At 56.8% G+C, this 25531-nt stretch carries 22 protein-coding genes; 10 read left to right on the forward strand and 12 right to left on the reverse strand.

Annotation, left to right across the window (positions count from 1 at the left end; all coding sequences use genetic code 11):
* Window positions 1-34: 34 nt before the first annotated feature.
* Together tkt and ampH are read left to right on the forward strand one after the other, a co-directional pair.
* Window positions 35-2035: a transketolase gene (gene tkt / locus PAG01S_RS11770; protein WP_010259958.1), complete on the forward strand. Its 2001-nt coding sequence runs from the start codon at window positions 35-37 to the stop codon at window positions 2033-2035.
* Between the two features lie 256 nt (window positions 2036-2291).
* Window positions 2292-3455, forward strand: coding sequence for a D-alanyl-D-alanine-carboxypeptidase/endopeptidase AmpH (gene ampH / locus PAG01S_RS11775; RefSeq protein WP_010259962.1), 1164 nt, complete (start codon window positions 2292-2294; stop codon window positions 3453-3455).
* Here ampH and PAG01S_RS11780 read toward each other — a convergent pair.
* The 4 genes from PAG01S_RS11780 to PAG01S_RS11795 form a co-directional block, all read right to left on the reverse strand.
* A complete protein-coding gene (locus PAG01S_RS11780) occupies window positions 3452-4525 on the reverse strand; it encodes a DUF1176 domain-containing protein (protein WP_010259965.1) in 1074 nt (357 codons plus the stop codon). The genes ampH and PAG01S_RS11780 overlap by 4 nt on opposite strands.
* Window positions 4526-4715: 190 nt before the next feature.
* Window positions 4716-5294 carry a GDP-mannose pyrophosphatase NudK gene (gene nudK, locus PAG01S_RS11785; RefSeq protein WP_010259968.1) on the reverse strand — a complete coding sequence of 193 codons (579 nt, stop codon included), beginning with the start codon at window positions 5292-5294 and terminating at the stop codon, window positions 4716-4718.
* 142 nt (window positions 5295-5436) lie between these two features.
* Window positions 5437-6933, reverse strand: a complete 1497-nt coding sequence (ansP, locus tag PAG01S_RS11790; RefSeq protein WP_010259970.1) for an L-asparagine permease — start codon at window positions 6931-6933, stop codon at window positions 5437-5439.
* 278 nt (window positions 6934-7211) lie between these two features.
* Window positions 7212-7484 carry a YdgH/BhsA/McbA family protein gene (locus tag PAG01S_RS11795; protein WP_010671356.1) on the reverse strand — a complete coding sequence of 91 codons (273 nt, stop codon included), beginning with the start codon at window positions 7482-7484 and terminating at the stop codon, window positions 7212-7214.
* A gap of 254 nt (window positions 7485-7738) precedes the next feature.
* Here PAG01S_RS11795 and narQ point away from each other — a divergent pair, with 254 nt between their 5' ends.
* The 3 genes from narQ (at window position 7739) to acrD (ending at window position 13478) form a co-directional block, all read left to right on the forward strand.
* The gene (gene narQ / locus PAG01S_RS11800) at window positions 7739-9427 is read left to right on the forward strand and encodes a nitrate/nitrite two-component system sensor histidine kinase NarQ (protein ID WP_062758776.1); all 1689 of its coding nucleotides are present in this window, start codon (window positions 7739-7741) and stop codon (window positions 9425-9427) included.
* 137 nt (window positions 9428-9564) lie between these two features.
* Entirely contained in the window at window positions 9565-10194 is a 630-nt protein-coding gene (locus PAG01S_RS11805; RefSeq protein ID WP_033758590.1) for a response regulator, read from the forward strand.
* Between the two features lie 167 nt (window positions 10195-10361).
* Entirely contained in the window at window positions 10362-13478 is a 3117-nt protein-coding gene (acrD, locus tag PAG01S_RS11810; RefSeq protein WP_062758779.1) for a multidrug efflux RND transporter permease AcrD, read from the forward strand.
* Window positions 13479-13582: 104 nt separating this feature from the next.
* On the opposite strand, the gene PAG01S_RS22240 is transcribed toward acrD, so the two are convergent.
* Window positions 13583-13774, reverse strand: a complete 192-nt coding sequence (locus tag PAG01S_RS22240) for a hypothetical protein (RefSeq protein WP_010259981.1) — start codon at window positions 13772-13774, stop codon at window positions 13583-13585.
* A 284-nt stretch (window positions 13775-14058) separates the two neighbouring features.
* On the opposite strand from PAG01S_RS22240, the gene PAG01S_RS11820 reads away from it, so the two are divergent.
* The 3 genes from PAG01S_RS11820 to PAG01S_RS11830 are packed head-to-tail and all read left to right on the forward strand — an operon-like array spanning window position 14059 to window position 15767.
* A complete protein-coding gene (locus PAG01S_RS11820; RefSeq protein ID WP_010671352.1) occupies window positions 14059-14427 on the forward strand; it encodes an ArsC family reductase in 369 nt (122 codons plus the stop codon).
* Between the two features lies 1 nt (window position 14428).
* A complete protein-coding gene (dapE, locus tag PAG01S_RS11825; protein WP_010671351.1) occupies window positions 14429-15556 on the forward strand; it encodes a succinyl-diaminopimelate desuccinylase in 1128 nt (375 codons plus the stop codon).
* A gap of 22 nt (window positions 15557-15578) precedes the next feature.
* The gene (locus PAG01S_RS11830; protein WP_003848800.1) at window positions 15579-15767 is read left to right on the forward strand and encodes a YpfN family protein; all 189 of its coding nucleotides are present in this window, start codon (window positions 15579-15581) and stop codon (window positions 15765-15767) included.
* A 93-nt stretch (window positions 15768-15860) separates the two neighbouring features.
* Here PAG01S_RS11830 and ypfH read toward each other — a convergent pair whose 3' ends face one another.
* The 6 genes from ypfH to dapA all read right to left on the reverse strand — a co-directional run bounded on the left by ypfH (window position 15861) and on the right by dapA (window position 22395).
* Window positions 15861-16541, reverse strand: a complete 681-nt coding sequence (gene ypfH / locus PAG01S_RS11835; RefSeq protein WP_010259992.1) for an esterase — start codon at window positions 16539-16541, stop codon at window positions 15861-15863.
* A gap of 73 nt (window positions 16542-16614) precedes the next feature.
* Window positions 16615-18615, reverse strand: a complete 2001-nt coding sequence (locus PAG01S_RS11840; protein WP_062758782.1) for a tRNA(Met) cytidine acetyltransferase TmcA — start codon at window positions 18613-18615, stop codon at window positions 16615-16617.
* A complete protein-coding gene (ypfJ, locus tag PAG01S_RS11845) occupies window positions 18615-19481 on the reverse strand; it encodes a KPN_02809 family neutral zinc metallopeptidase (RefSeq protein WP_033769714.1) in 867 nt (288 codons plus the stop codon). The genes PAG01S_RS11840 and ypfJ overlap by 1 nt, the downstream gene beginning before the upstream one ends.
* A 130-nt stretch (window positions 19482-19611) precedes the next feature.
* Window positions 19612-20325 carry a phosphoribosylaminoimidazolesuccinocarboxamide synthase gene (purC, locus tag PAG01S_RS11850; protein ID WP_010260002.1) on the reverse strand — a complete coding sequence of 238 codons (714 nt, stop codon included), beginning with the start codon at window positions 20323-20325 and terminating at the stop codon, window positions 19612-19614.
* 145 nt (window positions 20326-20470) lie between these two features.
* Entirely contained in the window at window positions 20471-21502 is a 1032-nt protein-coding gene (gene bamC, locus PAG01S_RS11855; protein ID WP_010260005.1) for an outer membrane protein assembly factor BamC, read from the reverse strand.
* Window positions 21503-21516: 14 nt separating this feature from the next.
* Window positions 21517-22395 (reverse strand): 4-hydroxy-tetrahydrodipicolinate synthase, encoded by an 879-nt coding sequence (gene dapA / locus PAG01S_RS11860; protein ID WP_010260008.1) that lies wholly within the window; start codon window positions 22393-22395, stop codon window positions 21517-21519.
* 143 nt (window positions 22396-22538) lie between these two features.
* On the opposite strand from dapA, the gene PAG01S_RS11865 reads away from it, so the two are divergent.
* Both PAG01S_RS11865 and bcp read left to right on the forward strand, forming a co-directional pair.
* The gene (locus tag PAG01S_RS11865) at window positions 22539-23120 is read left to right on the forward strand and encodes a glycine cleavage system transcriptional repressor (RefSeq protein WP_010260011.1); all 582 of its coding nucleotides are present in this window, start codon (window positions 22539-22541) and stop codon (window positions 23118-23120) included.
* A gap of 157 nt (window positions 23121-23277) precedes the next feature.
* Window positions 23278-23745 (forward strand): thioredoxin-dependent thiol peroxidase, encoded by a 468-nt coding sequence (gene bcp, locus PAG01S_RS11870; protein WP_010260016.1) that lies wholly within the window; start codon window positions 23278-23280, stop codon window positions 23743-23745.
* 99 nt (window positions 23746-23844) lie between these two features.
* Here the strand turns inward: bcp and PAG01S_RS11875 are convergent, their stop codons facing one another.
* Window positions 23845-25410 carry a sensor domain-containing diguanylate cyclase gene (locus tag PAG01S_RS11875; protein WP_010260020.1) on the reverse strand — a complete coding sequence of 522 codons (1566 nt, stop codon included), beginning with the start codon at window positions 25408-25410 and terminating at the stop codon, window positions 23845-23847.
* Window positions 25411-25531: the final 121 nt, after the last annotated feature.

Genomic DNA, 25531 nt, shown 5'->3' on the forward strand with positions numbered 1-25531 from the left:
TTTCCCGCCCTGATGCATAACAAGGGAGAACTTTATGTCCTCACGCAGAGAGTTGGCAAACGCGATTCGTGCACTGAGCATGGATGCGGTACAGAAGGCAAATTCAGGCCACCCCGGTGCGCCAATGGGAATGGCCGATATCGCCGAAGTGTTGTGGCGCGACTTCCTCCAGCATAATCCGACCAATCCCGCCTGGCTTGATCGCGACCGCTTTATCCTCTCCAACGGCCACGGCTCGATGCTGCTCTATAGCCTGCTGCACCTGAGCGGTTATGACCTGCCGATTGAAGAATTGAAAAATTTCCGTCAGCTGCACTCTAAAACGCCAGGTCACCCGGAAATCGGCTACACCCCAGGCGTTGAAACTACCACCGGCCCGCTGGGTCAGGGACTGGCTAACGCCGTGGGCTTAGCCATTGCAGAACGCACGCTGGCCGCGCAGTTTAACCGTCCGGATCATGAGATTGTCGATCACCACACCTATGTGTTTATGGGCGATGGCTGTCTGATGGAAGGCATCTCGCACGAAGTCTGTTCACTGGCGGGGACCCTGGGTCTCGGCAAACTGATCGGCTTCTATGACCATAACGGTATCTCGATCGATGGCGAGACCGAAGGCTGGTTTACTGACGACACCCATAAACGCTTTGAGTCCTACAACTGGCATGTGATTGGCGACATCGACGGCCATGACGCTGATGCCATTCGTGAGGCGATCAAAGAGGCGCAGAGCGTCACCGATAAGCCTTCACTGATTATCTGCCGCACCATTATCGGTTTCGGTTCGCCGAACAAAGCTGGTAAAGAGGAGTCGCACGGCGCGGCGCTGGGTGAGGCAGAAGTTGCCCTGACCCGCAAACAGCTCGGCTGGAACTATCCGGCGTTTGAGATCCCGGCTGAAATCTACCAGCAGTGGGATGCCAAAGCGGCGGGTGCTGAACGTGAAAAAGCCTGGGATGCAAAATTTGCGGCTTACAAAGAAGCCCATCCAGAGCTGGCGAAAGAGTATGAGCGCCGGATGAATGGCGAAATGCCCGCCAACTGGGAAACCGAAGCGACCCGTTTCATTCAGGAGTTGCAGGCTAACCCGCAGAAAATCGCCAGCCGTAAAGCGTCACAAAACTCGCTGGAAGCCTATGGCAAAATGCTGCCGGAGTTCCTCGGCGGTTCTGCTGACCTGGCACCGAGTAACCTCACCATCTGGTCTGGTTCTAAATCGATCAAAGAGGATCCGGCCGGTAACTATATTCACTACGGCGTGCGTGAATTTGGTATGACGGCGATTGGTAACGGTATCGCGCACCATGGCGGTTTCGTTCCCTACACCGCAACCTTCCTGATGTTTGTCGAATATGCGCGTAACGCCGCGCGTATGGCTGCGCTGATGAAGGCACGACAGATTCTGGTCTACACCCATGACTCCATCGGTCTGGGCGAAGATGGCCCGACGCACCAGCCGGTAGAGCAGATCGCCAGCCTGCGTCTGACGCCAAACATGAGCGTATGGCGTCCGTGCGATCAGGTCGAAACGGCCGTAGCGTGGAAAGCCGCCGTCGAACGTCATCACGGCCCGACAGCGCTGATCCTCTCGCGTCAGAATCTGCTGCAGCCGGAACGTACCCCGGAGCAGATCGAAAACATCAAACGCGGCGGCTACGTGCTTAAGGATTGCGACGGCACACCAGAAGTGATTCTGATCGCAACCGGTTCAGAGATTGAGATCACCCTGGGTGCAGCGGATAAGCTCACTTCAGGCGGTCACAAGGTGCGGGTGGTTTCACTGCCTTCTACTGACCTGTTTGATGCGCAGGATGCCGCTTACCGCGAATCCGTACTGCCGAGCGGCGTGAAAGCGCGTGTGGCGGTAGAAGCGGGTATTGCTGACTACTGGTTCAAGTATGTCGGTCTCGACGGTGCGATTGTCGGTATGACCACCTTTGGTGAATCGGCCCCGGCCAGTCAGCTGTTCCCGGAGTTTGGCTTCACGGTTGAGAATATCGTCAGCCACGCTGAAGCATTACTCAAGCCAGTTTAATGCTTATGCCCTTCCCGGCTCACCGGGAAGGGCCATTTCCACTTATAGCCTGATACATAAAAAAAACTCCATTCCCCTCTTCCCGCCCTGCGCAAACTCATTACTATAGAGCCGTCATACTTAATGCTGCCTGTGCGCTGGCTGTCCGTCTGTTCCTGCTGTTGTTCTGCCGGGATAACGCGGTTCTGTCCTGATGCATCCCGATGAGTGAAGGCAGATTTCCTCCGATTTTATAGCGAAGCCACTTCCGTTGAACATGCGCACACCCTATTTACTGGCCCTGATGGTTTCACTGCTTCCATTAAAAAGCATGGCGCAGGTCGCGCCCGATCCGCTGCTGGCCTCTCAGATTGTTGATCGCTATGCGGAACATATCTTTTACGGCAGCGGTGCAACCGGCATGGCACTGGTGGCGATTGATGGCAATCAGCGGGTGTTCGCCAGCTTTGGTGAAACCCGTCCCGGCAACAATGTCCGTCCGCAGAAAGATTCGCTGATTCGCATCGCCTCGCTGAGTAAGCTGATGACCAGTGAAGTGATGGTGAAGCTGGCTGAGCGCGGACAGATCCGCCTCGACGATCCCCTGAGTAAATATGCGCCGCCGGGTTCACGCGTGCCCACCTACAATGGTCAGCCCATTCGCCTGATCAACCTCTCGACCCACACCAGCGGACTGCCGCGCGAACAGCCAGGCGGCAAAGCGCAGCGTCCGGTATTTGTCTGGCCGACCCGTGGTGAACGCTGGGCGTGGCTATCGCGCGCTAACCTCAAAGCAGCACCGGGCAGCAGTGCCGCCTACTCCAACCTGGGCTACGATCTGCTGGGTGATGCGCTGTCGCGCGCCACCGGCAAACCCTATCCGGCGCTGTTTCAGCAGCTGATTACCCGCCCGCTCGGCATGAAGGACACGACGTTTACGCCGTCCCCAGAGCAGTGCGGACGCCTGATGGTGGCGGAAAAAGGGGCCAGTCCGTGTAATAACACCCTGGCGGCGATTGGCAGCGGCGGCGTTTACTCCACGCCGGATGATATGGGCCGCTGGATGCAGCAGTTCCTTAACTCTTCGGTTAACCACCGCACGCCGCAGATCGATCGACTACAGACGCTAATCTATCGTCGCGATCAGCTGAGCAAAGTAGAAGGCATGGATGTGCCGGGTAAAGCGGATGCGCTGGGGATGGGCTGGGTCTTTATGGGGCCAAAAAATGGTCGCCCTGGCATTATTCAGAAAACCGGCGGCGGCGGCGGTTTCATCACCTATATGGCGATGGTGCCGCAGCATAACGTGGGGGTTTTTGTGGTGGTGACTCGCTCACCGCTGACCCGCTTTACGCCAATGAGCGACGGCGTGAATAATATGCTGGCCGAACTGGTCGGTAATCAGCTTGGCTCACCGATGATGGTGCAGGCGATTCGTTAACGCTGCTGTACGCCACCGTCAGACTGGCTGACCCACAGGGTTGGCCAGTCATCACTGCTGTGCCAGGCGTCACAGGTCGACTCTTCCGCATACTCCGCTAACACAAAACGGGTGCCATCAAACTGCCAGCGTGTGGCACTGCCGCAGTCACCCAACCCACGTCCTTTACCAAAGGTGTAGAGCTGGCCGCTGGCCGCATCATATTCGGCGTTAATCAGCTCAAGCTGCCGATCACTGGCACCTGGTGGGGTAAACGGCAGAGTTAAGGTGATGCCGCGCGCGACATACGGCTGGCTGCGCGTCACTTCAAACGCCAGATCGATCACGTTATAAGCCCCCATTTCACAACTCACCAGCAGCAGCGCGCGCTGATCGGTGAGTGGCGCAACGCTGACTTCACGGCGCAGCGGATCGAGTGAGCAGGAGTCGGTATTGACCCGCCAGGTGCCGTAATCAATTAATCCGCTGGTCTCGTCGCGCGTCAATGCCGCGGGTGGCTCGACAGCAGGCGGCAGTGGCGGCAGCGCAGGCGGCGGCGGAACATCCCAGCTGGCGCGATCGCCACGTTTAACCCATGCGCTCATGCTGTTGACCCGCCCCTGGGTGTCATCCATCAGCAACAGTGCGGCCTTCATGCCGCGCAGAGAGATCAGCGCATTGGGATCGAAAGTGAGCTGAAGGGTTTTCGCCTCCATCACCAGATCAAGAAACTCATCTATTGCGATGGCATTGCTGGTGGCAAGATGGTGCGGTTCAACCGTCCAGTGTTTGAGGTCGGGTTTCAGACGGCGCTGATCCAGTAGCAGGTTGTCCTGAAGCGAACCGCCCGGCAGCGCGCCACTGTAGGCACTGCCGTAGTCGATTCGCAGCAAGGGGCGATCGTTGACGCCCGCATGCCGCGAAATCGTCATCACTAACCCTTTGTCGCCCGGAATATTGCGCGCCACGCAAAAGGCTTCATTGTTGCAGGTGATTTGCCAGTCGTTGAATGACTTTTGCAACGGTTCCGCCTGAACACAGGCAACCCACAGAGACGGCAACAGCCACAGCGATTTCATCCAATACGACATTAAGAAAATCGATCCCCGAATACCCAGAGTGGAGAGGATAGCGCATCAACGGCCCTGCCAGGGTTCCCATTCTGTGAACCTGTGCAAAAAGCGCAGTTAACTGCTTAAAAAGCGTGCATGGAAAGTGGATGATGTTTCACTATTCCACGCTAAACGCCGTCACGCTGCAACAGGCTAACTGCATGATTTTTTATGGTATCAGCCAGCCAGCAATCTGCGCATGCTGCAACAGCATGACGGTTTTGCCGTCGCGAATGCGGCCATCGGCGACCATCGCCAGCGCATCAGGGAAAGGCAGCTCCAGCACGTCGATCGACTCATCTTCAACGCCGCCGCCCGCATTGTCGCGCAGCGATTCATTATATTCCGCTGCGAAAAAGTGGATCAATTCAGTGACGCCGCCCGGCGACATATAGCAGGCATAGAGTTTCTCCACCTCGCCCACCGCATAACCGGTCTCTTCAATCGCCTCTTTGCGAATGCAATCTTCCGGAGAGTCGTCGTCCAGCAAGCCAGCGCAGGCTTCAATTAACATGCCGCCCTCGTTACCGTTGACGTAAGTGGCGATACGGAACTGGCGCGTCAGGACCACGCTGTTCTTTTCACGATTATAGAGCAGGATGGTCGCCCCGTTTCCGCGATCGTAGACTTCACGTTTATGGCGGATAACCTCGCCACGACGATCGGTGATCTCATAGGTGTAGTTACGCAGCACAAACCAGTTTTCGGACAGGAGCTTATCTTTGATGATGTTGATCTTAAACGACATGAGGACTCCGCTACCGCATAAAGGGAGCCTTTCATCATAGGGGCAAGCTTGCGGGAAAACTATCCTAATTCTCGCGGTGAATGAGGCGGTTTACGCCAAAAAAAAGCCAGCCCGAAGGCTGGCCTGATTGCTGCAGCGCTTATCAGCGCGAGGTGTCGTCAGCCAGTCGGGTCGGCTGAGGCTCCTCTTCGTGATGATCCTGTTCGGTCTCAGCTATGGCGTGAACACGCTTACGCACGCCAAACCATCCCAGCACCAGCAATACCGCGATCAGCGGAATGGAGGCGATGGTGTAAGTCCCGTTCGGGTAGTCAAACGCCATCAGCACCAGCACGCTGAACAGGAACAGCAGCGTCAGCCATGAGGTAAACGGCGCGCCTGGCAGCTTGAAGCTGACATCATCCGCCTTGCCCTCTTTAATGGCTTTGCGCAGACGCAGCTGACAAACCACGATAAAGGCCCAGGAGGAGATAATCCCCAGCGAGGCGACGTTCAGGACGATCTCAAACACCTGAGAAGGCACATAGTAGTTAAGCACCACACCAATCACATAGACGGCGATGGTCACCAGAATACCGGCATAAGGCACCTGCTGACCGTTCATCTTAGACATGAATTTCGGTGCAGAGCCACCCATCGACATGGAGCGCAGAATACGCCCGGTTGAGTAGAGGCCCGAGTTCAGGCTGGAGAGCGCCGCACTCAGCACTACGATATTCATGATGCTGCCAACGTAAGGCACGCCAAGCTTCGAGAAGAAGGTAACAAACGGACTCTGACCCGCCTGATAGGCGTTCCACGGCAGCAGCAGTACCAGCAGGACCACGGAGCCAACGTAGAACAGGCCGATACGCCAGATCACGCTGTTGATCGCTTTCGGCAGCATGGTTTTCGGGTCTTTACATTCGCCGGCCGCCGTACCTACCAGTTCGATAGAGGCAAAGGCGAACACTACACCCTGAATCAGCACCAGCGCAGGCAGTAAGCCGTGCGGGAACATGCCACCGTTATCGGTGATCAGATGGAAGCCGGTACTGTTGCCATCCAGCGGTTTGCCGGTGCCAAGGAACACCACGCCCACCACCAGGAAGATCACAATTGCCAGCACTTTCACCAGCGCGAACCAGAACTCCATCTCGGCAAACCACTTTACGCCGATCATGTTCATGGTGCCGACAATCGCCAGCGCGCCCAGGGCGAAGACCCACTGTGGCACATCACCAAACGCGCCCCAGTAGTGCATGTAGAGCGCGACGGCGGTGATATCGACGATGCCGGTCATTGCCCAGTTGACGAAGTACATCCAGCCCGCCACGTAGGAGGCTTTCTCACCCAGGAATTCACGGGCGTAGGAGACGAAGCTGCCGCTGCTGGGACGGTGTAACACCAGTTCGCCCAGCGCACGCAGAATAAAGAAGGAGAAGATGCCACACACCAGATAGATGATGGCTAAGGCGGGGCCAGCAGCCTGCAAACGGCCACCTGCGCCCAGGAACAAACCGGTACCGATGGCACCGCCGATCGCAATCATCTGTACGTGACGGTTACCCATCGCCTTCTGGTAGCCGGCGTCATGAGAGTTGAGCCAGCGTCGTTTCGCAGCGCGCATCTCGCCTGGGGTTTTGTTTTTAGATTTCATAGCATTCCTGTTTGTCCTGACTATCAGTCGTCGCCCCCATTTCAGGCGTAATGCCCTGTGAAATGGGGTATTTTCCTCTGTGCGTTTGCCTGTGAGTGAGTGCCAGGCAGCGCGGGAATTTACGGCGATGAATCCTACCCGTTCTGCAAGAACGAAGCAAAATATACCGGGCAGATGCACAGGCTGATTTGTAAGAATCCATCCTGATGCACAAAAACAAAAAAACCGGCCATTTTCAGGCCGGTAAAAGCTACAGGGATGGAAACAGGAGGGTTGGGTTAGCGATAAATCTCTGCGGTGCCGCTCCACAGGCTGGAGTCGCCTGGGTTATCGACACCGATAACGCGGTAATGGCTGGCGCCCATCTCTTCCGCTTTTTGCGACAGCTGGCGATTCGCATCGTCCAGCGAGCCGCGAACACCGGAAACCGAAACGCTACCGATGCTCTGCATACTCTGCGCCTGCGACTGATCGACCGGCGCGGCGGCGAAAGTGGCAAATGAGGCGGTAGCCAGTAATGCGCCCGCCAGGACAGCATTCAGCTTTTTCATTGGATGCTCCTTAATCTGTGATCGGGGTTGAGTTGATGACTGGATGAATTATTAGCGCTGCAATGAAAAGCAACATCGGGACGATGTAAACCTGTTCCTTTTTTAAGCGTTGAACAGCAGCACGTCCTGGGAACTGTCAGTTGCGGTCATTTTATGTGCGATGTGTAACGTCCTGTGCGATAAACAGGGAATGGATCATTTGCGTTACGTTAATGCGCTCTTATAATTCCCGCACTCTCAACAGGGCCATTCATGTGATTGTTAAACGTTCCGTAACTCAAAGCATCGCTCAGGCGCTCAGCGCCATTGTCCTGCTGTCGCTGCTCACCACCGGTCTGGCATTAGTCACGCTCCTGAGCAGCCAGCGCGACGCGGAGGCGATCAATCTGGCGGGTTCACTGCGCATGCAGAGCTATCGCATGGCCTGGGATGCCAGCCGGCAGCCGCAAAATCTGGCTCATCATCTGGCGCGCTATCAGCAAACGCTGGATGCCCCGGTGCTGCAGAAACTTGATCGGCCCTGGGTACCCCGTGAAGTAAGTGTTCGCTATCAACGGCTGCGTGCCGCCTGGCCCTCGCTGCAGCAACAGTTGCAACAGGGCGATACCGTGGCTTATCAGCAGCAGGTGCCGATCTACGTCGGTGAAATCGATCGCTTTGTACTGGGTCTGCAACGCTATACCGAGTTGAAAATGCATCTGGTGGCCGCCAGCAGCCTGGTGGGGGTCATTGCGATTGTGGCGCTGGCACTGATGACGATTCGCTTTACCCGACTGCAGGTGGTGCGCCCGCTTAATGCGCTGGTCACCGCCAGTCGCTACGTAGAGAGCGGCAACTTTGCTTTTCCGCCGCTGCACGTTGAGCAGCAGAATGAACTGCGGGTGCTGTCGCATGCCTTCAGCGGCATGGCGGCACGGCTGCATTCGCACTACCAGCTGCTGGAAAGCACGGTGCGCGCCAAAACAGAAGATTTAACCCAGGCTAATCGCACGCTGTCGCTACTCTATGACAGCTCACAAATGCTGACCGCCAGCCCGCTGCATCCGGCACTGTTTGAAGCCGTGTTAACCAATGTACTGACGCGCGAGAAACTGACGGCGATCCGGCTCGACAGCGACCAGTTTCAGTTTCGCGCCGGTGATGATCAGGCAGCCGGTCAGTGGCAACGTCTGCCGTTACAGCAGGACGAGCAGCAGATTGGCGAGCTGCGCTGGCAGACAGCTGGTGCCTCGCCTCCGGATGAACTGATGCGCAGCCTGGCGGCGATGCTGGGACGGGCTATCTGGATCTGGCAGGCACAGCAGCAGTATCAGCAGATGCTGCTGATTGAAGAGCGCACGACCATTGCCCGGGAATTACATGACTCGCTGGCGCAGTCGCTCTCGTTTTTACGCATTCAGCTGACCCTGCTGCGCCGCGCCGTTGATAAAGACGATAGCGCCGCCCATACCATTATCGCGGACTTCGATCAGGCGCTGGCCGAGGCCTATCGTCAGCTGCGTGAGCTGCTGACCACCTTCCGTCTGACCATTGAGCAGGCGGATCTGGTGGCGGCCATGCAGGCGATGATCGCCTCGCTGCAGGAGAAGAGCAGCGCAGAGATACACTTTAACTATCAGACCGGCCTGCAGAGTCTGGAAGCACAACAGCAGGTGCATGTGTTGCAGATCGTCCGTGAGGCGCTGCTGAATGCGATTCGTCACGCCAGTGCGCAGGTTATCCGGGTGGATTATCAGCACAGTGAAAAAGGTGAGCACTTACTGACAATTACCGATGATGGCGTGGGGATGAACAGCACTGAGGAACCGCCGGGCCATTACGGCCTGACTATTATGGCGGAGCGCGCTCAGCGCCTGAGCGGCCATCTGACCCTCCACGCACAGCCACGGGGTACCAGGGTGGAGTTGCGCTTTCCACCGCAACCGGCGCGCCCGCTGGAATAGCAGGCCAGACCTAATCTTAATTCATTAAAATAATCTATCGGTTTGCGACCGCGGGCTATTCGATACAGAACAGGGTGTTGTCCCTGAACAATACCGTCTGATCTGCCGCAGTCTGAAACCTATGAAACGGAGAAAATATGCAACAGCCCGCATTAACATTGATGATTGTGGATGACCACCCGCTGATGCGCCGCGGTGTCCGTCAGCTGCTGGCGCTGGATCCCCGGCTGGAGGTGATCGCCGAAGCCAGCAACGGCACTGAAGCGCTGGCGGAGGCCCGCCATCAGGAACCGGACATCATTCTGCTCGACCTGAATATGAAAGGCATGTCCGGACTGGATACGCTGAAGGCGCTGCGCCATGAAGGGATCAGTTCTCGCATTCTGGTGCTGACCGTTTCTGACGCCCGCAGCGATATTTTTGCCATGGTGGATGCCGGTGCTGACGGCTATCTGCTCAAGGACAGCGAGCCGGAGGTCCTGCTGGGGCATATCCTGCAGGCATCACGGGGCGAAAAGGTCTTCAGCGAGGGCGTCACCCGCTATCTGGCTAATCGCCAGCACAGTGCCGATCCTCTGCGTCAGCTCACCGAGCGCGAACGGGATGTGCTGCAGGAGGTGGCGCGTGGCCTGTCGAATAAAGAGGTTGCCGCTATTCTGCATATCTCTGAAGAGACGGTAAAAGTGCACATTCGTAACCTGCTGCGGAAACTGGATGTCCGCTCACGCGTCGCCGCCACGGTGATGTGGCTTGAAAGCCGCAAATAGCCAACGAATTTACATTTTCTCCTCAATTTCTCCACGATTTCCCCCGCTGCCGCACGTAGAGTAAACGGCGGCGGAGAATCATGGCAAAGACCCGCCGAGTTTCCTGCCAGAGCGCCCGTTGCTGGTGGGCCTGATCAACGATAAAAGTAGTGAGGAGTGTCGATTTAATGTCGAATTTCTTTATCGACCGCCCTATCTTTGCCTGGGTTCTGGCGATTCTGCTGTGCCTGTGTGGCACGCTTTCGATTATTTCGCTGCCTATTGAACAGTACCCCGATCTGGCACCGCCCAACGTGCGCATCACCGCTAACTATCCGGGCGCATCCGCCCAGACGCTGGAAAACACCGTTACCCAGGTGATCGAGCAGAACATGACCGGCATCGATAATCTGATGTACATGTCCTCTAACAGCAGCAACACCGGCCAGGCACAGATCACCCTCACCTTTACCGCCGGGACCAATCCCGATGAAGCCCGTCAGCAGGTACAGAACCAGCTGCAATCCGCACTGCGCAAATTGCCACAGGCGGTGCAGTCGCAGGGTGTGACCGTCAATAAAACCGGTGACAGTAATATTCTGATGGTGGCATTCGTTTCAACCGACGGCAGCATGGATAAGCAGGATATTTCAGACTATGTCGCCAGTAATATTCAGGATCCGCTAAGCCGTATTGATGGCGTCGGCCAGGTTGACGCTTACGGCTCGCAATATGCGATGCGTATCTGGCTCGATCCCAATAAACTGATCGCCTATTCGCTGACCACGGAAGATGTGGTCAGTGAGATCCAGTCGCAGAACACCCAGGTTGCCGTGGGTCAGGTGGGTGGCCTGCCGTCGGTAGAGAAACAGGCGCTTAACGCCACGGTCAACGCCCAGTCGATGCTGCAGACCCCTGAGCAGTTCCGGGCGATTACCCTGAAGAACAATCCCGATGGTTCGGTGGTGACGCTGGGCGATGTCGCCAGCGTGGCGCTGGGCGCTGAGAAGTATGATTATCTGAGTCGTTACAACGGCCAGCCCGCGTCAGGCCTGGGGGTGAAGCTGGCATCCGGTGCCAACGAGATGAACACCGATAAGCTGGTGCGGGCGCGCATTGAGGAGCTGTCCCACTACTTCCCGCACGGTCTGGAAGCAAAAATCGCCTATGAAACATCCCCTTTCGTTAAAGCGTCAATCACAGATGTGGTGAAGACGTTGCTGGAGGCGATTGTGCTGGTATTTGGCGTGATGTACCTGTTTATGCAGAACTTCCGTGCCACCTTAATTCCTACTATTGCAGTGCCGGTGGTACTGTTCGGCACCTTCAGCGTGCTCTATGCCTGCGGGTTCAGCATCAATACCCTGACCATGTTTGCCATGGTGCTGGCAATCGGGCTGCTGGTGGATGATGCCATCGTGGTGGTGGAAAACGTTGAACGTATCATGCATGAAGAGGGACTCTCGCCGCGTGCCGCCACCCGAAAATCGATGGGCCAGATTCAGGGCGCGCTGGTGGGTATCGCGCTGGTGCTCTCTGCGGTGTTTGTGCCGATGGCGTTTTTCGGCGGCACCGTCGGCGCCATCTACCGTCAGTTCTCAATTACCATTGTGTCGGCGATGGTGCTGTCGGTGCTGGTGGCGATGATCCTGACACCGGCGCTCTGTGCCACGCTGCTCAAACCCGTGGCGCAGGGCGAGCAGCCTGAGCGTCGCGGCTTCTTCGGCTGGTTCAATCGTCACTTTAATCGCAATGCTGACCGCTACGAGCGCGGGGTCGCGGGTATCCTGCGCAAGGGTGGTCGCTGGCTGCTGCTCTATCTCGGCATCATCGGCCTGATGGCCTTTCTGTTTCTGCGTCTGCCGACGTCGTTTCTGCCGCTGGAAGATCGCGGCGTATTCCTGACGCAGGTTCAGCTTCCGGCAGGCGCGACGCTCGAGCAAACTGCCAGCGTCGTCGCCAAAGTTGAAAACTATTATCTCACCGAGGAGAAAGCCAATGTGCTGTCGGTCTTCTCCACCATCGGCGCAGGTCCGGGCGGCAATGGACAAAACGTGGCGCGTCTGTTTGTGCGGCTGAAAGACTGGGAAGCGCGGCCCGGTGCCGATCGCACCTCGTTCGCGATTATCGATCGCGCGACGAAGGCATTTCAGAAGATCAAAGAGGGCCGGGTGATTGCCAGCAGCCCGCCAGCCATCACCGGCATGGGCAGCAGCTCCGGCTTTGACCTGCAACTGCAGGATCACGCGGGCGTCGGTCATACCCAACTGATGGCGATGCGTGACAAACTGCTGGAGATGGCGGGCAATGACAACGCGCTGTCGCGGGTACGGCACAATGGACTGGATGACAGCCCGCAGCTACAGATCGATGTTGATGCACGTAAAGCGCAGGCGCTGGGCGTGTCGCTGGATACCATCAACGACACCCTGACCACCGCGTGGGGCTCCAGCTACGTGAATGACTTCCTGGATCGTGGCCGGGTGAAGAAGGTCTATGTGCAGGCTGCCGCTGAATTCCGCATGCTGCCAGACGACATCAACAAATGGTACGTGCGCAATAGCAGCGGCAAAATGGTGCCCTTCTCCGCGTTTGCCACCAGCCGCTGGGAGACCGGTTCCCCACGTCTTGAACGCTACAACGGCTATTCATCGCTGGAGATTGTCGGCGAAGCGGCCAGTGGCGTCAGCAGCGGCACGGCGATGGATGAGATGGAAAAACTGGTTAATGCCCTGCCCCTGGGCGTCGGGTTCCAGTGGACCGGTGCCTCTTATCAGGAGCGGCTCTCCGGTTCGCAGGCGCCGGCACTTTATGCGATTTCGCTGCTGGTGGTCTTTCTCTGCCTTGCCGCGCTGTATGAAAGCTGGTCGATCCCGTTCTCGGTGATGCTGGTAGTGCCGCTGGGCGTGGTCGGGGCGCTAATCGCCACCTGGATGCGTGGGCTGGAAAATGACGTCTATTTCCAGGTTGGCCTGCTGACGGTAGTGGGGTTATCCGCCAAAAACGCCATCCTGATTGTAGAATTTGCTAATGAGATCAACAGCCGTGGACGCGAGCTGGTGGAATCTACGCTGGAGGCATCGCGTCAGCGCCTGCGGCCGATTCTGATGACCTCGCTGGCCTTTATCTTTGGTGTACTGCCCATGGCGATCAGCAGCGGAGCGGGCTCCGGCAGCCAGCATGCCGTGGGAACCGGTGTGATGGGCGGAATGATCTCTGCCACACTGCTGGCGATCTTTTTTGTGCCGCTGTTCTTTGTGCTGGTACGCCGCCGCTTCCCGCTCAAAGAGAAGCCGCTCGACTAAGTAGAGGCGCAAATAAAAAGCGGTCACTGATATCAGTGGCCGCCTTATTTCTGTGTGTGGTAAGAATTCCAGCAAGCGGGATTAACCTGCTTTTTCTTCGCGCGTTACTTGTTGCGTAACATCGCTTCGATAAATTCTTTCCAGGTTCCCATTTCGGTGTCAATCATAATGCCCTCTCTTATTGTGCTGGCAATGTTACGCTCTTTTTTTATACAGGTGAATACGTTTACACCTGTTATATCTATCGGCATACGCCATAAAAACATGAATGTTGCTGGTTTTGCAAGCTGACGCACACTTCAGCAACTCCTTAACCCCGTTGAAAATAATTTATTTTAAACCCAGCGGTAGACTATTTTATCAACATGGCGAAATTCCTAAGCTCTTATTGATAAGCAGGGTAATGGTTAGCTGCGAAATTGATAGCGTTTACCCGATGCCGGACGATGACCTTGCTGCCGTGCTCTGTGGCCCGATTCCCGCGCCTGTGCAGATGCCGCAACGGATCACACTATGGTAAACTCGCACTTTGGCTGCTTTTTTCAGCTTTCACTTCTCACAGGACAATAAGGATCGGGCAATGAGCACGCAGTGGGTGATGTTCGGGATTAAAAATTGCGACACCATAAAAAAAGCCCGGCGCTTTTTAACAGACGCAGGCGTTGACTATCACTTCCACGACTACCGTGCGGATGGCCTGAACGATGCCCTGCTGCAGGAGTTTATCGATGCACTGGGTTATCAGGCTCTGCTTAACACCCGGGGCACCACCTGGCGTAAATTGCCTGAGAGTGATCGCGACGCGGTTACCGATGCCAGCAGCGCCAAAGCGCTGATGCTGGCGCATCCCGCCATGATTAAGCGTCCGCTGTTGCGCGCCCCGGATGGCTCCCTGCTCGCCGGTTTCAGCGAAGCCACCTATCAGAATGCTATCCAGGAGAAGTCATAATATGTTTTGCCCGGTCATTGAGCTGACGCAGCAGCTTATTCGTCGCCCCTCTCTCAGCCCCGATGATGCCGGATGTCAGGCTCTGCTGATCGCCCGTCTTGAAGCCATTGGCTTTAAGATTGAAACGATGAACATCGACGACACCCTGAATTTCTGGGCCACCCGTGGCGAAGGTGAAACGCTGGCGTTTGCCGGTCACACCGATGTGGTGCCGCCTGGCGATGCCAGCCGCTGGATTAATCCGCCATTTGAACCCACCATCCGCGACGGCATGCTGTTTGGCCGCGGCGCGGCCGACATGAAAGGATCGCTGGCGGCAATGGTGGTGGCTGCCGAACGTTTTGTTGCGGTGCGTCCCAATCACCGAGGGCGACTCGCCTTTATGATTACCTCTGATGAAGAGGCCAGCGGGGCCAACGGCACGGTTAAAGTGGTTGAGCGGCTGATGGCGCGCCGCGAACGGCTCGACTATTGCCTGGTAGGCGAGCCCTCCAGCACGGAAGTGGTGGGTGATGTGGTGAAAAATGGCCGTCGCGGCTCAATCACCGCTAACCTGATGGTGCATGGCGTGCAGGGCCACGTCGCCTATCCGCATCTGGCGGATAACCCGGTTCACCGGGCGATGCCCGCGCTGAACGAGCTGGTCGCGACCGAGTGGGATCAGGGGAATGAGTTCTTTCCGGCGACCAGCATGCAGATTGCCAACGTCCAGGCGGGCACCGGCAGTAACAATGTGATCCCCGGCGAGCTGTTTGTGCAGTTTAACTTCCGCTTCAGCACCGAACTCACCGATGAGATGATTCGTCAGCGGGTCGCAGAGCTGCTGGATCGTCACCAGTTGCGTTACACCATTGAGTGGAAACTCTCTGGCCAGCCCTTCCTGACCACGCGCGGTAAGCTGGTTGATGCCGTCGTGAAAGCTGTAGCGCACTATAATGAAATTAAGCCGCAGCTGCTGACCACGGGCGGAACCTCCGATGGCCGCTTTATTGCCCGGATGGGTGCACAGGTGGTGGAACTGGGGCCAGTGAATGCCACCATTCATAAAATCAATGAGTGTGTGAAAGCCTCCGACCTGCAGATGCTGAGCCGGATGTACCAACGCATCATGGAACAACTGATCGCCTGACGGCGGTTTTAAGGAGCAGCAAATGGAATTTATTAAAGATTACTGGTGGATCCTGGTGATCCTGCTGATGGTTGGCGTGCTGATGAACGTTTATAAAGATCTGAAACGCATCGATCATAAAAAATTTATGGATAACAAACCTGACCTGCCGCCGCATCGTGATTTCAACGATAAATGGGATGACGACGACAACTGGCCGAAGAAGAAGTAAACGAAAAAGCCCCTGCTATGCAGGGGCTTTTTTATGGTTCGTCACAAAGTCAGCTCTCATCAGCGTTAAGATCGGGCTTGCGCAGGGGCTTTTTTACATCATCACGATAACATCATCGTCACCCGGTTTTGCGCCGCTTAACGCCTCATCAAAGTAGCGTTTTGGCACCGTATAACGCAGATGATTCAGCGCCAGCTCCATGCTGCGGTGATCGATGGCGTGCTCCAGATCGTCAACGATATCCAGGGTAACGTCGCCACCGCAGGCGGTCAGCCGATGCTCCGCCTGCTGCGCATGGTGCAGCGGGACCTGCTCATCATAATCACCGTGGATCAGGTGGATGGTGGTGCGGGTGCTGGCCTTCTCCGGCAAGGTGATAAACCGGCCATTAAACACCACCGCGCGGCCCGCCAGATCCGGATGCGCCTTAACCCCTTCCAGCACCATACTGCCGCCCTGCGAAAAGCCAATTAAGGCTGTCGCTTCCGGCCGCACGCTGCTCTTTTTTTGCCAGTGACGCACAGACCCAACAAACTGCGGCATGGCCGCATCAACCCGCTGCTGGACGGTCTGATCGTGCAGGTCGGTTTCGCCGAACCACTGACGACTCGCACCAGGCGAGCCGACGGACACCACCAGCGCGTCGGGAAACGTTCGGGCAAACCAGTTGCCAATCTCGCCCATTGAATCCGGGTTATCGCCAACGCCATGGTAGAGCAGAAACAGCTGTGCTGTGGTGGCAGGCTGTTGAACGATTACATATTTCAGTGTCATGTTGACCTCCTGTGTTCACTCTACGCCGCCTGGCATAAAATCATATGAGGATAATTTGAACCAGCTGGTCGAATTATTTCAACGGCAGGTGCAGCAAGGCTGCATCAACGCCCAGTGTCTGGAGGGCCGCTGCCGCCTGCTGACGCAGCGCTGCGACTAGCGCTTTGCGCCCACTCACTCCCGCCTGCTGGGCCAGTTCGCCCAGGGCTGTGGGTGTGGCAACCGCCGCAGCCAGCAGCGGTAAAGAGGCTGAACTGGCCTGCACCAGACGCTGCAACACCGGCAGGCTCGCTTCCAGTGGCCGCTGCGCCCAGGCAAAACCCGCCGCCAGACGAATATCCTGCGCGGTCAATCCGTCGTCAGTAACCTGATCAAACTGCAGTTCCAGTGCGATATGCTGGCGCAACAGCGGCCAGTCTCGCGCCAGCTGTTCTGCCGCGCGGTGTTGCAATGCCTCACCCGCAGCAGAACAGGGCAACATGGCCATCGCCGCGTAGCAGCCGCTGCTGGCTTCGCGCTGACTGCCAATCCGCACCAGGCTAAAGCCACAGGCGCGCCAGAAGGCCCAGAGAGATTCAGTGTAGCCGAAGCTGACGGAGAGGTAGTCATATCCGACGGCCGCACTGGCCGCTGCCGCAACCAGCTGCTGTCCGGTTCCCAGACGACGCCGCTCCGCCGCCACGGCAATACGGCTGATGCGCAGCGAGCGCAATGTCGCCGCCTCAGCCAGACCGGCGTGGGCTGCCAGCGACTGCGCCACCAGATTCCCGCGAGGTCGCCGGGTGCCCGCCCAGACCGCCTGTGCCAGTGCAGGTTCAAGACCGCCCTCTTCCACCAGCCAGAGCGCGCCCTGTAACGCCGACGCGTCGCCGGCCCGCCACAGCTGCATGCCCGGAGCATCCAGCAGGCGGCGCAGATCAAGTGGCGAGGTACGATAGTGTGCACTGGTCAGCAGACGATACGCGGCCTCCAGCGCGCTGAAATCGTGGCGCTCAACACGATGAGGCGTTACAGGAGAATCGGGTGCGGTCGCGACGGCATCGTCAAACAGCAGCGCCTGGTTCAGCCACTGCTCCAGCGGATCGAAACGCGACCAGCGCAGCGGCTCATCGAGCGTAAAATAGTGTGCATCAGGAAGCCCGGCGCAGAATTTAAGGATAAACCCGCGCCCGCTTCCTTCGTAGCCCTGTACGGTGGTGGTGAGCAATACACGGGGATATCGACTGACCAGCGCCTGCAGCAGCGGTGCCGGGATCGCCGCCGCTTCATCCACAATCAGCCATTCCGCCTGCGGCGGCGTCTCCAGCGCCAGCAGCGCATCGGGTGCCATAAAGTAAAAAGCGTCAGCGGCGAAGGTGCTCAGCACCTCCGTTGAGGCTTTGGCCGGAGCCGTCACCAGACAATGCCCTTTCAATCGCGCCAGCATACCCGCCAGCGCCGATTTACCGCGTCCGCGGGGCGCGGTCAGCACGGCAACCCCCGATGGCAGCCTCATCAGCTGATCGAGTATCGCCTGCTGCTGCTGCGGTGCCTGACAGTGCCACTGCGGCCAGTCCGGCTGCGCCGGAAACCGGCATGGCTGATGCTGCCGCTCCAGCAGCACCTGGTCATCCGCTAATATCAGCTGTTGCAGGTGGTGAACAAAATAAGGGGTGGCGATGGGTTCAGCGACATCGGCCCAGCGCAGGCTGTCGCTGTCAGGCTGCTGCGCCCACTGTTCCCAGGGCGGCACCAGCAGTAACAGCCAGCTACCGGCGGTGAGCGTGCCAGCCAGCGCAGCGAAAGCGTCGGCATGAAAGCCCTGACGGGCGTCAAACAGAGCATGACGAAATTCACGGCCAAGCAGCGTGCGCACCGCAGCAGGCTGTTTGTGCAGGACCGGCGTTTTATACTGACCCGGCCCTTTATCCGAAGCAGAGAACAGCGGTTCCGGGCTCAACGCCAGCCAGTCGCCGGTCAGCGTTTCACGCCACGCCGCAGCCCGTAGTAAACACCAGGCCGGGTCGCCGCTGATCACCGCCAGACGACGCACACCGGCCTGCTGCATAAGCTGCGTAAGAGGCTGCAGACTCATTAGTTGCTGGCGAAGGTGTTGCACTGTCCTGGATTGCCACCATCAAACCCGCGCTTGAACCAGGTGTAGCGCTGCTCAGACGTGCCGTGGGTGAAGCTGTCCGGCACTACGCGGCCCTGACCTTTCTGCTGCAGGCGGTCGTCGCCAATTGCCTCGGCGGCATTCAGCGCTTCCTGCAGATCGCCCGCTTCAAGGATATTTTCCTGCTGCATATAGTGTCCCCAGACACCGGCAAAACAGTCCGCCTGCAGTTCCATTTTGACGGAGAGCTGATTAACCTGCGTCTGGCTGGCACCCTGCTGCATTTCACGCACTTTCGGTTCAATACCCAGTAGTTTCTGGACATGGTGGCCAACTTCATGCGCGACGACGTAGCCCTGGGCGAAGTCACCGTCCGCGCCAAGTTTGGTTTTCATCTCGTCATAAAAAGAGAGGTCGATGTAGACGGTCTGATCGGCAGGACAGTAGAACGGCCCCATGACTGACTGTCCGGTACCACAGCCGGTGCGGGTTGCGCCGCGATACATCACCAGCTTCGGTGCCACATACTGTTTGTTCATCTGCTGGAACAGTTTGCCCCAGGTGTCTTCCGTGGTGGCCAGAATCACCTTCGTGAATTTCGCAGCCTCATCATCATTGACGCTGACGCTGCGCTGTTGCTGCTGGCTGGTCGGTGCAACTTCGCCGCCTGTCAGCAGTGCGGTCAGGTCGTAACCGTAATAACCCGCGATGGCCACAACAATCAGCAGCACAATACCGCCTTTACCGCGCGGCAGACGAATCTGGCGGCCTCCGCCGCCTAAACCGGACGATTGATCGCGACGGTCTTCTACATTGTCGCTTTCGCGACGCCCTTGCCAGCGCATGCTGTATTCCCTCAGTCATTTTTTCAGATGGCATGATTTTAGTTGTGTGAGGCAGCAATCACCAGCTTTACCCTGAAATGAAAAAAGGAGAGCCGGGGCTCTCCTTTTTCTTTCTGCGCGGCAGGCAAACTCAGTCGAGCTTCACGCCCAGCCGCTGTGCAACCGCTTCATAGGCTTCCACCACGCCGCCGAGGCTCTGGCGGAAACGGTCTTTATCCATTTTATCCAGCGTCTCTTTGTCCCACAGGCGCGCACCGTCTGGCGAAAACTCATCGCCCAGCGTCACTTCGCCGTTAAACAGACCAAACTCCAGTTTGAAGTCGACCAGAATCAGACCCGCATCGTCGAACAGTTTGCTCAGCACCTCGTTGGCTTTAAAGGTCAGCTCCTGCATCCGCGCCAGGTTCTGTTTGCTGACCCAGCCAAAGGTTTCGCAGTAGGATTCATTGACCATCGGGTCATGCTTTGCATCATCTTTCAGGAAAAGATCAAACAGCGGCGGATTGAGCACAATGCCCTCTTCCACGCCCAGACGTTTTACCAGCGAGCCTGCGGCGCGGTTACGAACCACGCACTCTACCGGCACCATCTCCAGCTTCTTCACCAGCGCTTCAGTATCTGACAGCAGCGCTTCCATCTGGGTCGGGATACCCGCTTCCTGCAATTTAGTCATGATAAAATGGTTAAACTTGTTGTTAACCATTCCCTTGCGATCAAATTGCTCGATTCGGGCGCCATCACCTGCTGACGTATCGTTGCGGAATTCGAGTATCAGCAGATCCGGGTTATCGGTGCTGTATACGGTTTTCGCTTTACCGCGATACAACTCAGCTCGCTTTTGCATCTTGTTCACTCCAGACTTGAAATAACGGGTGTTCAGCGGCCAGTGCCGCTGCGGCGATTGCCTTGACGCAATCGTTTACTTCGGCGCGCGCTATTATGCCAAAAACAAAATAAAAAGGCCGGAGAATCTCCGGCCTGGGGCAACTTTATTTGTTCAGCGCCGCCTGGAACACGGCCACCAGCGCATCGTTCTGCGACTGGGTCAGCACATGCCCTTTCGGGTCGATGAATTGCAGACTGGTGCGGTTGTCGAGATCGCCGACCTGCACTTTGTAATCACCGTTTGGTAATTCCGGATCTTTCGCACCGACTGAATCCCAGTCGCTGCTGCTCAGTGACTTGTAGGTCACCTTCATGCTGCCGGTTGAGCGGGTCGTGTCGGTCACTTCCATCCCGACGCGTTTCATTGCATCAGGCAGACGCTGCCATGCCACGTTGTATGGCGTACGCAGGATCAGCAGTGGCAGGCCAGTATCATCTGCACCGCTCTGCACATCAATGGCCCCATTCACCCGACCAGAGGCCGCGTTTTCACTCGCCGTATCAATCTTGTCCATACCGGTGCTGATGTCATTCAGCATCTGCGCGGTGTAACGCTGGATCTGCACAGGTGAGGTAATGGTTTTACCATCCTGCTGCAGCTCAAGCAGACGAACGGTTAACTGCTGCTGATAGCTCTGCGACTGCACGCTGATCTGGTAGCGGCCACGATACTGCTGATCTTCATCAGCACGGTTCCACTGCACCCAGTCCGTTGTCAGCTGCTGGCCTGCGTCATTACGTGAGGCAATCGGGAATTTGTAAGACTGCACCACGTTGACGACCTGCGACCAGACTGAACCGCGGCTGTTATCAATCATCAGCGCGCCGGTATTGTTGCTGAACTGTGCGCGGGTGCCGTTCATCAGCGCCAGCGGCTGGGCTGGCGGACGGATGTCGAGCTGCTTGCCGGTGGGTGCCTGACTGGTCGTGCGCGGCACGTCGAAATCACCACGCTGCACCGGCAGGATCATTCCGGCAGGCGCTTTCAGTTCATTTAACTGACTGGCTTCAAGATAAGATTCGTCACCGCTGACCTGGCGCTTATAACGCTGATCGCTTGAACAGGCCGACAACAGCATCAGGGTAGAAAGCCCCACCACTGTGGCTACTGTTGACCGCTTTACTGAGTAATTCATTCAAACTCCCTAAATTATCGCAAACCCGCTTTCACCAGCGCCTGCTCCACTTTCGGCTGGCCGGCTGCAGTCAGTGGCGTCATTGGCAGACGCAGCGTGTCGTTAGCGATTAATCCTAGCTGTTTCGCAGCCCATTTCACCGGGATAGGATTGGGTTCACAGAAAAGCGTCTGGTGCAGATGCATCAGACGCTGATTCAGGCGGCGTGCCTCGACGAAATTGCCCTGCTGTGCGAGTTGACACAGTTCGACCATTTCGCGCGCAGCCACGTTGGCCGTCACCGAAATAACGCCTTTGCCGCCCAGTTGCATAAAGTCCAGCGCAGTCGCGTCATCGCCACTCACCAGAATGAAATCTTCATTAACCAGCTCTTGGATCTGACTAACCCGCGATAAGTTCCCGGTTGCCTCTTTGATTCCGATAATATTTTTGATTTCGGCCAGGCGGGCAACGGTTTCCGGCAGCATGTCACAACCGGTACGCGAGGGAACGTTATACAGCATCTGTGGCAGGCTGGTGCTATTCGCAATCGCTTTAAAGTGCTGGAACAGCCCTTCCTGCGTCGGACGGTTGTAATATGGGGTCACGGTCAGGCAACCCACAACGCCGGAATTTTCAAAACGCTTAGTCAGAGAGATGCCTTCAGCGGTGGCGTTTGCCCCGGTTCCGGCAATCACCGGAATACGGCCATCGGCCAGCTCCAGGGTCAGCATCACCACATCACCATGTTCTTCATGGCTCAGGGTAGCAGATTCGCCTGTGGTGCCGACGGAAACGATCGCCGCGGTGCCGCTGGCGACGTGATAATCAATCAGTTTTTTCAGACTCGACCGGCAGACATTACCGCTGTCATCCATTGGCGTAACGAGTGCAACAATACTTCCCGTAAACATTGGCGATCCCCTCGACAAACAAGTGCTTCATGGTACGTTTTACACTTAGGGAAAAGCAAGCCAGCCACGCCATTCCCGCGCTTGTCAGCAGTTTTTTTTATGTTTACCTTATGGTTATTAGCGAAAGCAGAGGAAAAGCCATTTTGCCGCAATCTCAGCCCCATCATCTGGTGATCACCGCGCTCGGTGTTGACCGTCCGGGTATCGTCAACACCATTACCCGACACGTCAGCAGCTGCGGTTGCAATATTGAAGATAGCCGTCTTGCCATGCTTGGGGATGAGTTCACCTTTATCATGCTGCTGTCGGGCAGCTGGAACGCGATCACACTGATTGAATCGACCCTGCCACTGAAAGGGGCAGAACTCGAACTGCTGATCGTCATGAAGCGCACCAATGCCCGGCTCCGTCCGCCGATGCCCGACACCGCCTTCATTCAGGTTGAGGTGGCTGATTCGCCGCATATTATTGAACGCTTTACCGATCTTATCGATAAGCATCAGATGAATGTGGCCGAACTGGTGTCGCGCATTACGCCAGCGCAACACAATTTGCCCCCTACGCTCTATATTCAAATGACCGCTCACAGTCCGACGCGAACCAGTGGCACCCCGTTTGAGCAGGCGTTTAATACCCTTTGTCAGGAGCTGAATGCTCAGGGAACGCTGCGCCTTTACAGTGTGTCAGATGCCGACAGCAGCGAATCTGTCAGCGCGGTACGCTAAGCTTTGGTCAATTAACCGGAGTTATTTCTCCACATTACTGCCACTGAAAGGTGACCGGCTATGTGGTGAAATACCCCCTGATGGTAATTTTCCCTCTGGCCGTTTCTGACCGGATGGTGTATTACCCACAGCCTGAATAAGAAAATGGAGAGATGTAATGAATCCACTGAAAGCCGGAGATACTGCACCCGCATTTAGCCTGCCCGATCAGGACGGCGAACACGTGAATCTGACCGACTTCCAGGGACAGCGCGTTCTGGTGTACTTTTACCCGAAAGCGATGACACCAGGCTGCACCGTGCAGGCGTGCGGTCTGCGTGACAACATGGATGAGTTGAAAAAAGCGGGCGTGGAAGTGCTGGGCATCAGCACCGACAAACCGGAAAAACTGTCAAAGTTTGTCGAAAAAGAGCTGCTGAACTTTACCCTGCTCTCCGATGAAAACCATGAAGTCTGCCAGGCGTTTGGCGTCTGGGGTGAAAAAACGTTTATGGGGAAAACCTATGACGGCATTCATCGCATCAGCTTCCTGATAGATGCTGAGGGCAGGATCGAAAAAGTGTTTGATAACTTCAAGACCTCGAATCACCACGACATGGTGCTGGATTACGTCAAGTCAGCCTGATGTTGAGGGGCGCGGTAGCCTTAACGCCGCGCCCTGCTTAACTTCCCCTTCCCCACCCATTTTTATCCTGCCGTTGCGAAACACTGTGAGTTAACGCGATTACGCGGCGGCCACGATAACGCAGTTGCGCCCGGCATTTTTCGCCTCATAGAGTGCCGCATCCGCCTGTTTTAAACTGCCTTCCAGCCCGACATCCTGCGAACCATTCCAGGCCGCGACGCCGATAGACAAGGTAATGCGTCCCACGTCGGTGAGCCAGGCTTCTGCAATACCCAGTCGCACGCGCTCGGCGATAATCTGCGCCTCATCCAGCGCCGTTCCCGGCAGCAGCATCAGAAACTCCTCTCCGCCGTTGCGGCACACCACATCAGACTGACGGGCGCTGGCACGCAGCGTGCTCGCCACCTGCTGAATCACCCGGTCGCCCACATCGTGGCCCCAGCTATCGTTGACGTTTTTAAAGTGATCGATATCCAGCGCCAGCACCGAGAAAGGCTGACGTAGCGTGCGGTAGTACTCCAGTACCGCATTAAGACCACGCCGATTCAGCAACTGAGTCAGGGGGTCGGTCTGGGCTTCCGAACTCAGACGACCGATCTTATCCTGCACCAGTCCGATGCCGGTGAGCAGCGCGCGCTTGACCTGCGCCGCCTCAAAATACCAGGCACTGATGCCGCCAATCTCTTTTGATACGCCCTGCGCATCCATCCGGCTGGCTTTGCGGGCCAGCTGGAACAGTGGTCGGGCAATCAGCCGTGCCAGCCCTAACGCAACCAGCAGGGTCAGCAGTGCGAACGGCACCGAGTTCTTCAGGACTTTCATTAACAGGCCTGAAAGCGGGTTCAGCGTGACGTTAATCGGCTTCAGCGCCACCACCGTCCAGCCGGTGGTCGGGACGACGGCATAGCCCGCCAGCTGCGTCGACTCACCTGCACCCGCAAGCATCAGCGAGCCATTGGTCTGCTCGTCACGCGGACTGACGATGGCGGGCAGAACTTTACCAATCAGCTGACGATTCTGGTGATACAACACCTCATTATTACTGTCGAGCACATAGACCGTGGTGCCATCACGGTAGAATTGTTCACCCAGTAGCGCATTCAGAATGCTTTTTTTCTTCAGATAGATCGTGCCGCCGATGTAGCCCAGATAGTCGCCATCGGGACTCCAGATTGGCCAGGAGACAAACACCAGCAGATTATTGGCTGCAGAAAGGGTCGGTTTACTGATGATCGGCTGCCGCAACGTCAGCGCTTCGCGGGAGGCGTCGCTGGTGACACGCATCCCTTTCAGCGTCAGGGATTCGGGCGAGATCGCTTTGATCGCGCCCTGCTCATCCACCACAGCAACCGAGTTGAAACTGGTAGTCTGCTCACGCAGACGATTGACTTCGCTATTCAGCAGTCCTTCATTATTAAAGTCACGGCTTAGCTGATTGGCGCTGTAGTGCAACTGTGACTGCGCCAGCTGAAAAAAGATTTCACTGGTTGAAGCCAGCTTGGCGGCATAGGCCCGGTTAGCCTCAAGCGTGGTGTCAATCAGCACCTGGCGCTGCACCCGCCAGGTGGCGTAGAGCGTATTCGCGAGCGTGATAACAATGCTGACAATCACCAGCAGGGCGATCAGATTGCGCAAGTCGGCCTTGGGCCGAAAGAGCTTTAACATGGCGTCGCCGCCCCGGAGAAGAGTGTCATGTCGTGAATGCCTGATTATTTTTTTAATGTGTGCCAGAAGCCCTGATAGCCGGGCTTAAGTCTACACTGTGTCGGCATTTTTGAGCAGCATT

Source organism: Pantoea agglomerans NBRC 102470, assembly GCF_001598475.1.
GTDB classification, from domain to species: Bacteria; Pseudomonadota; Gammaproteobacteria; order Enterobacterales; family Enterobacteriaceae; genus Pantoea; species Pantoea agglomerans.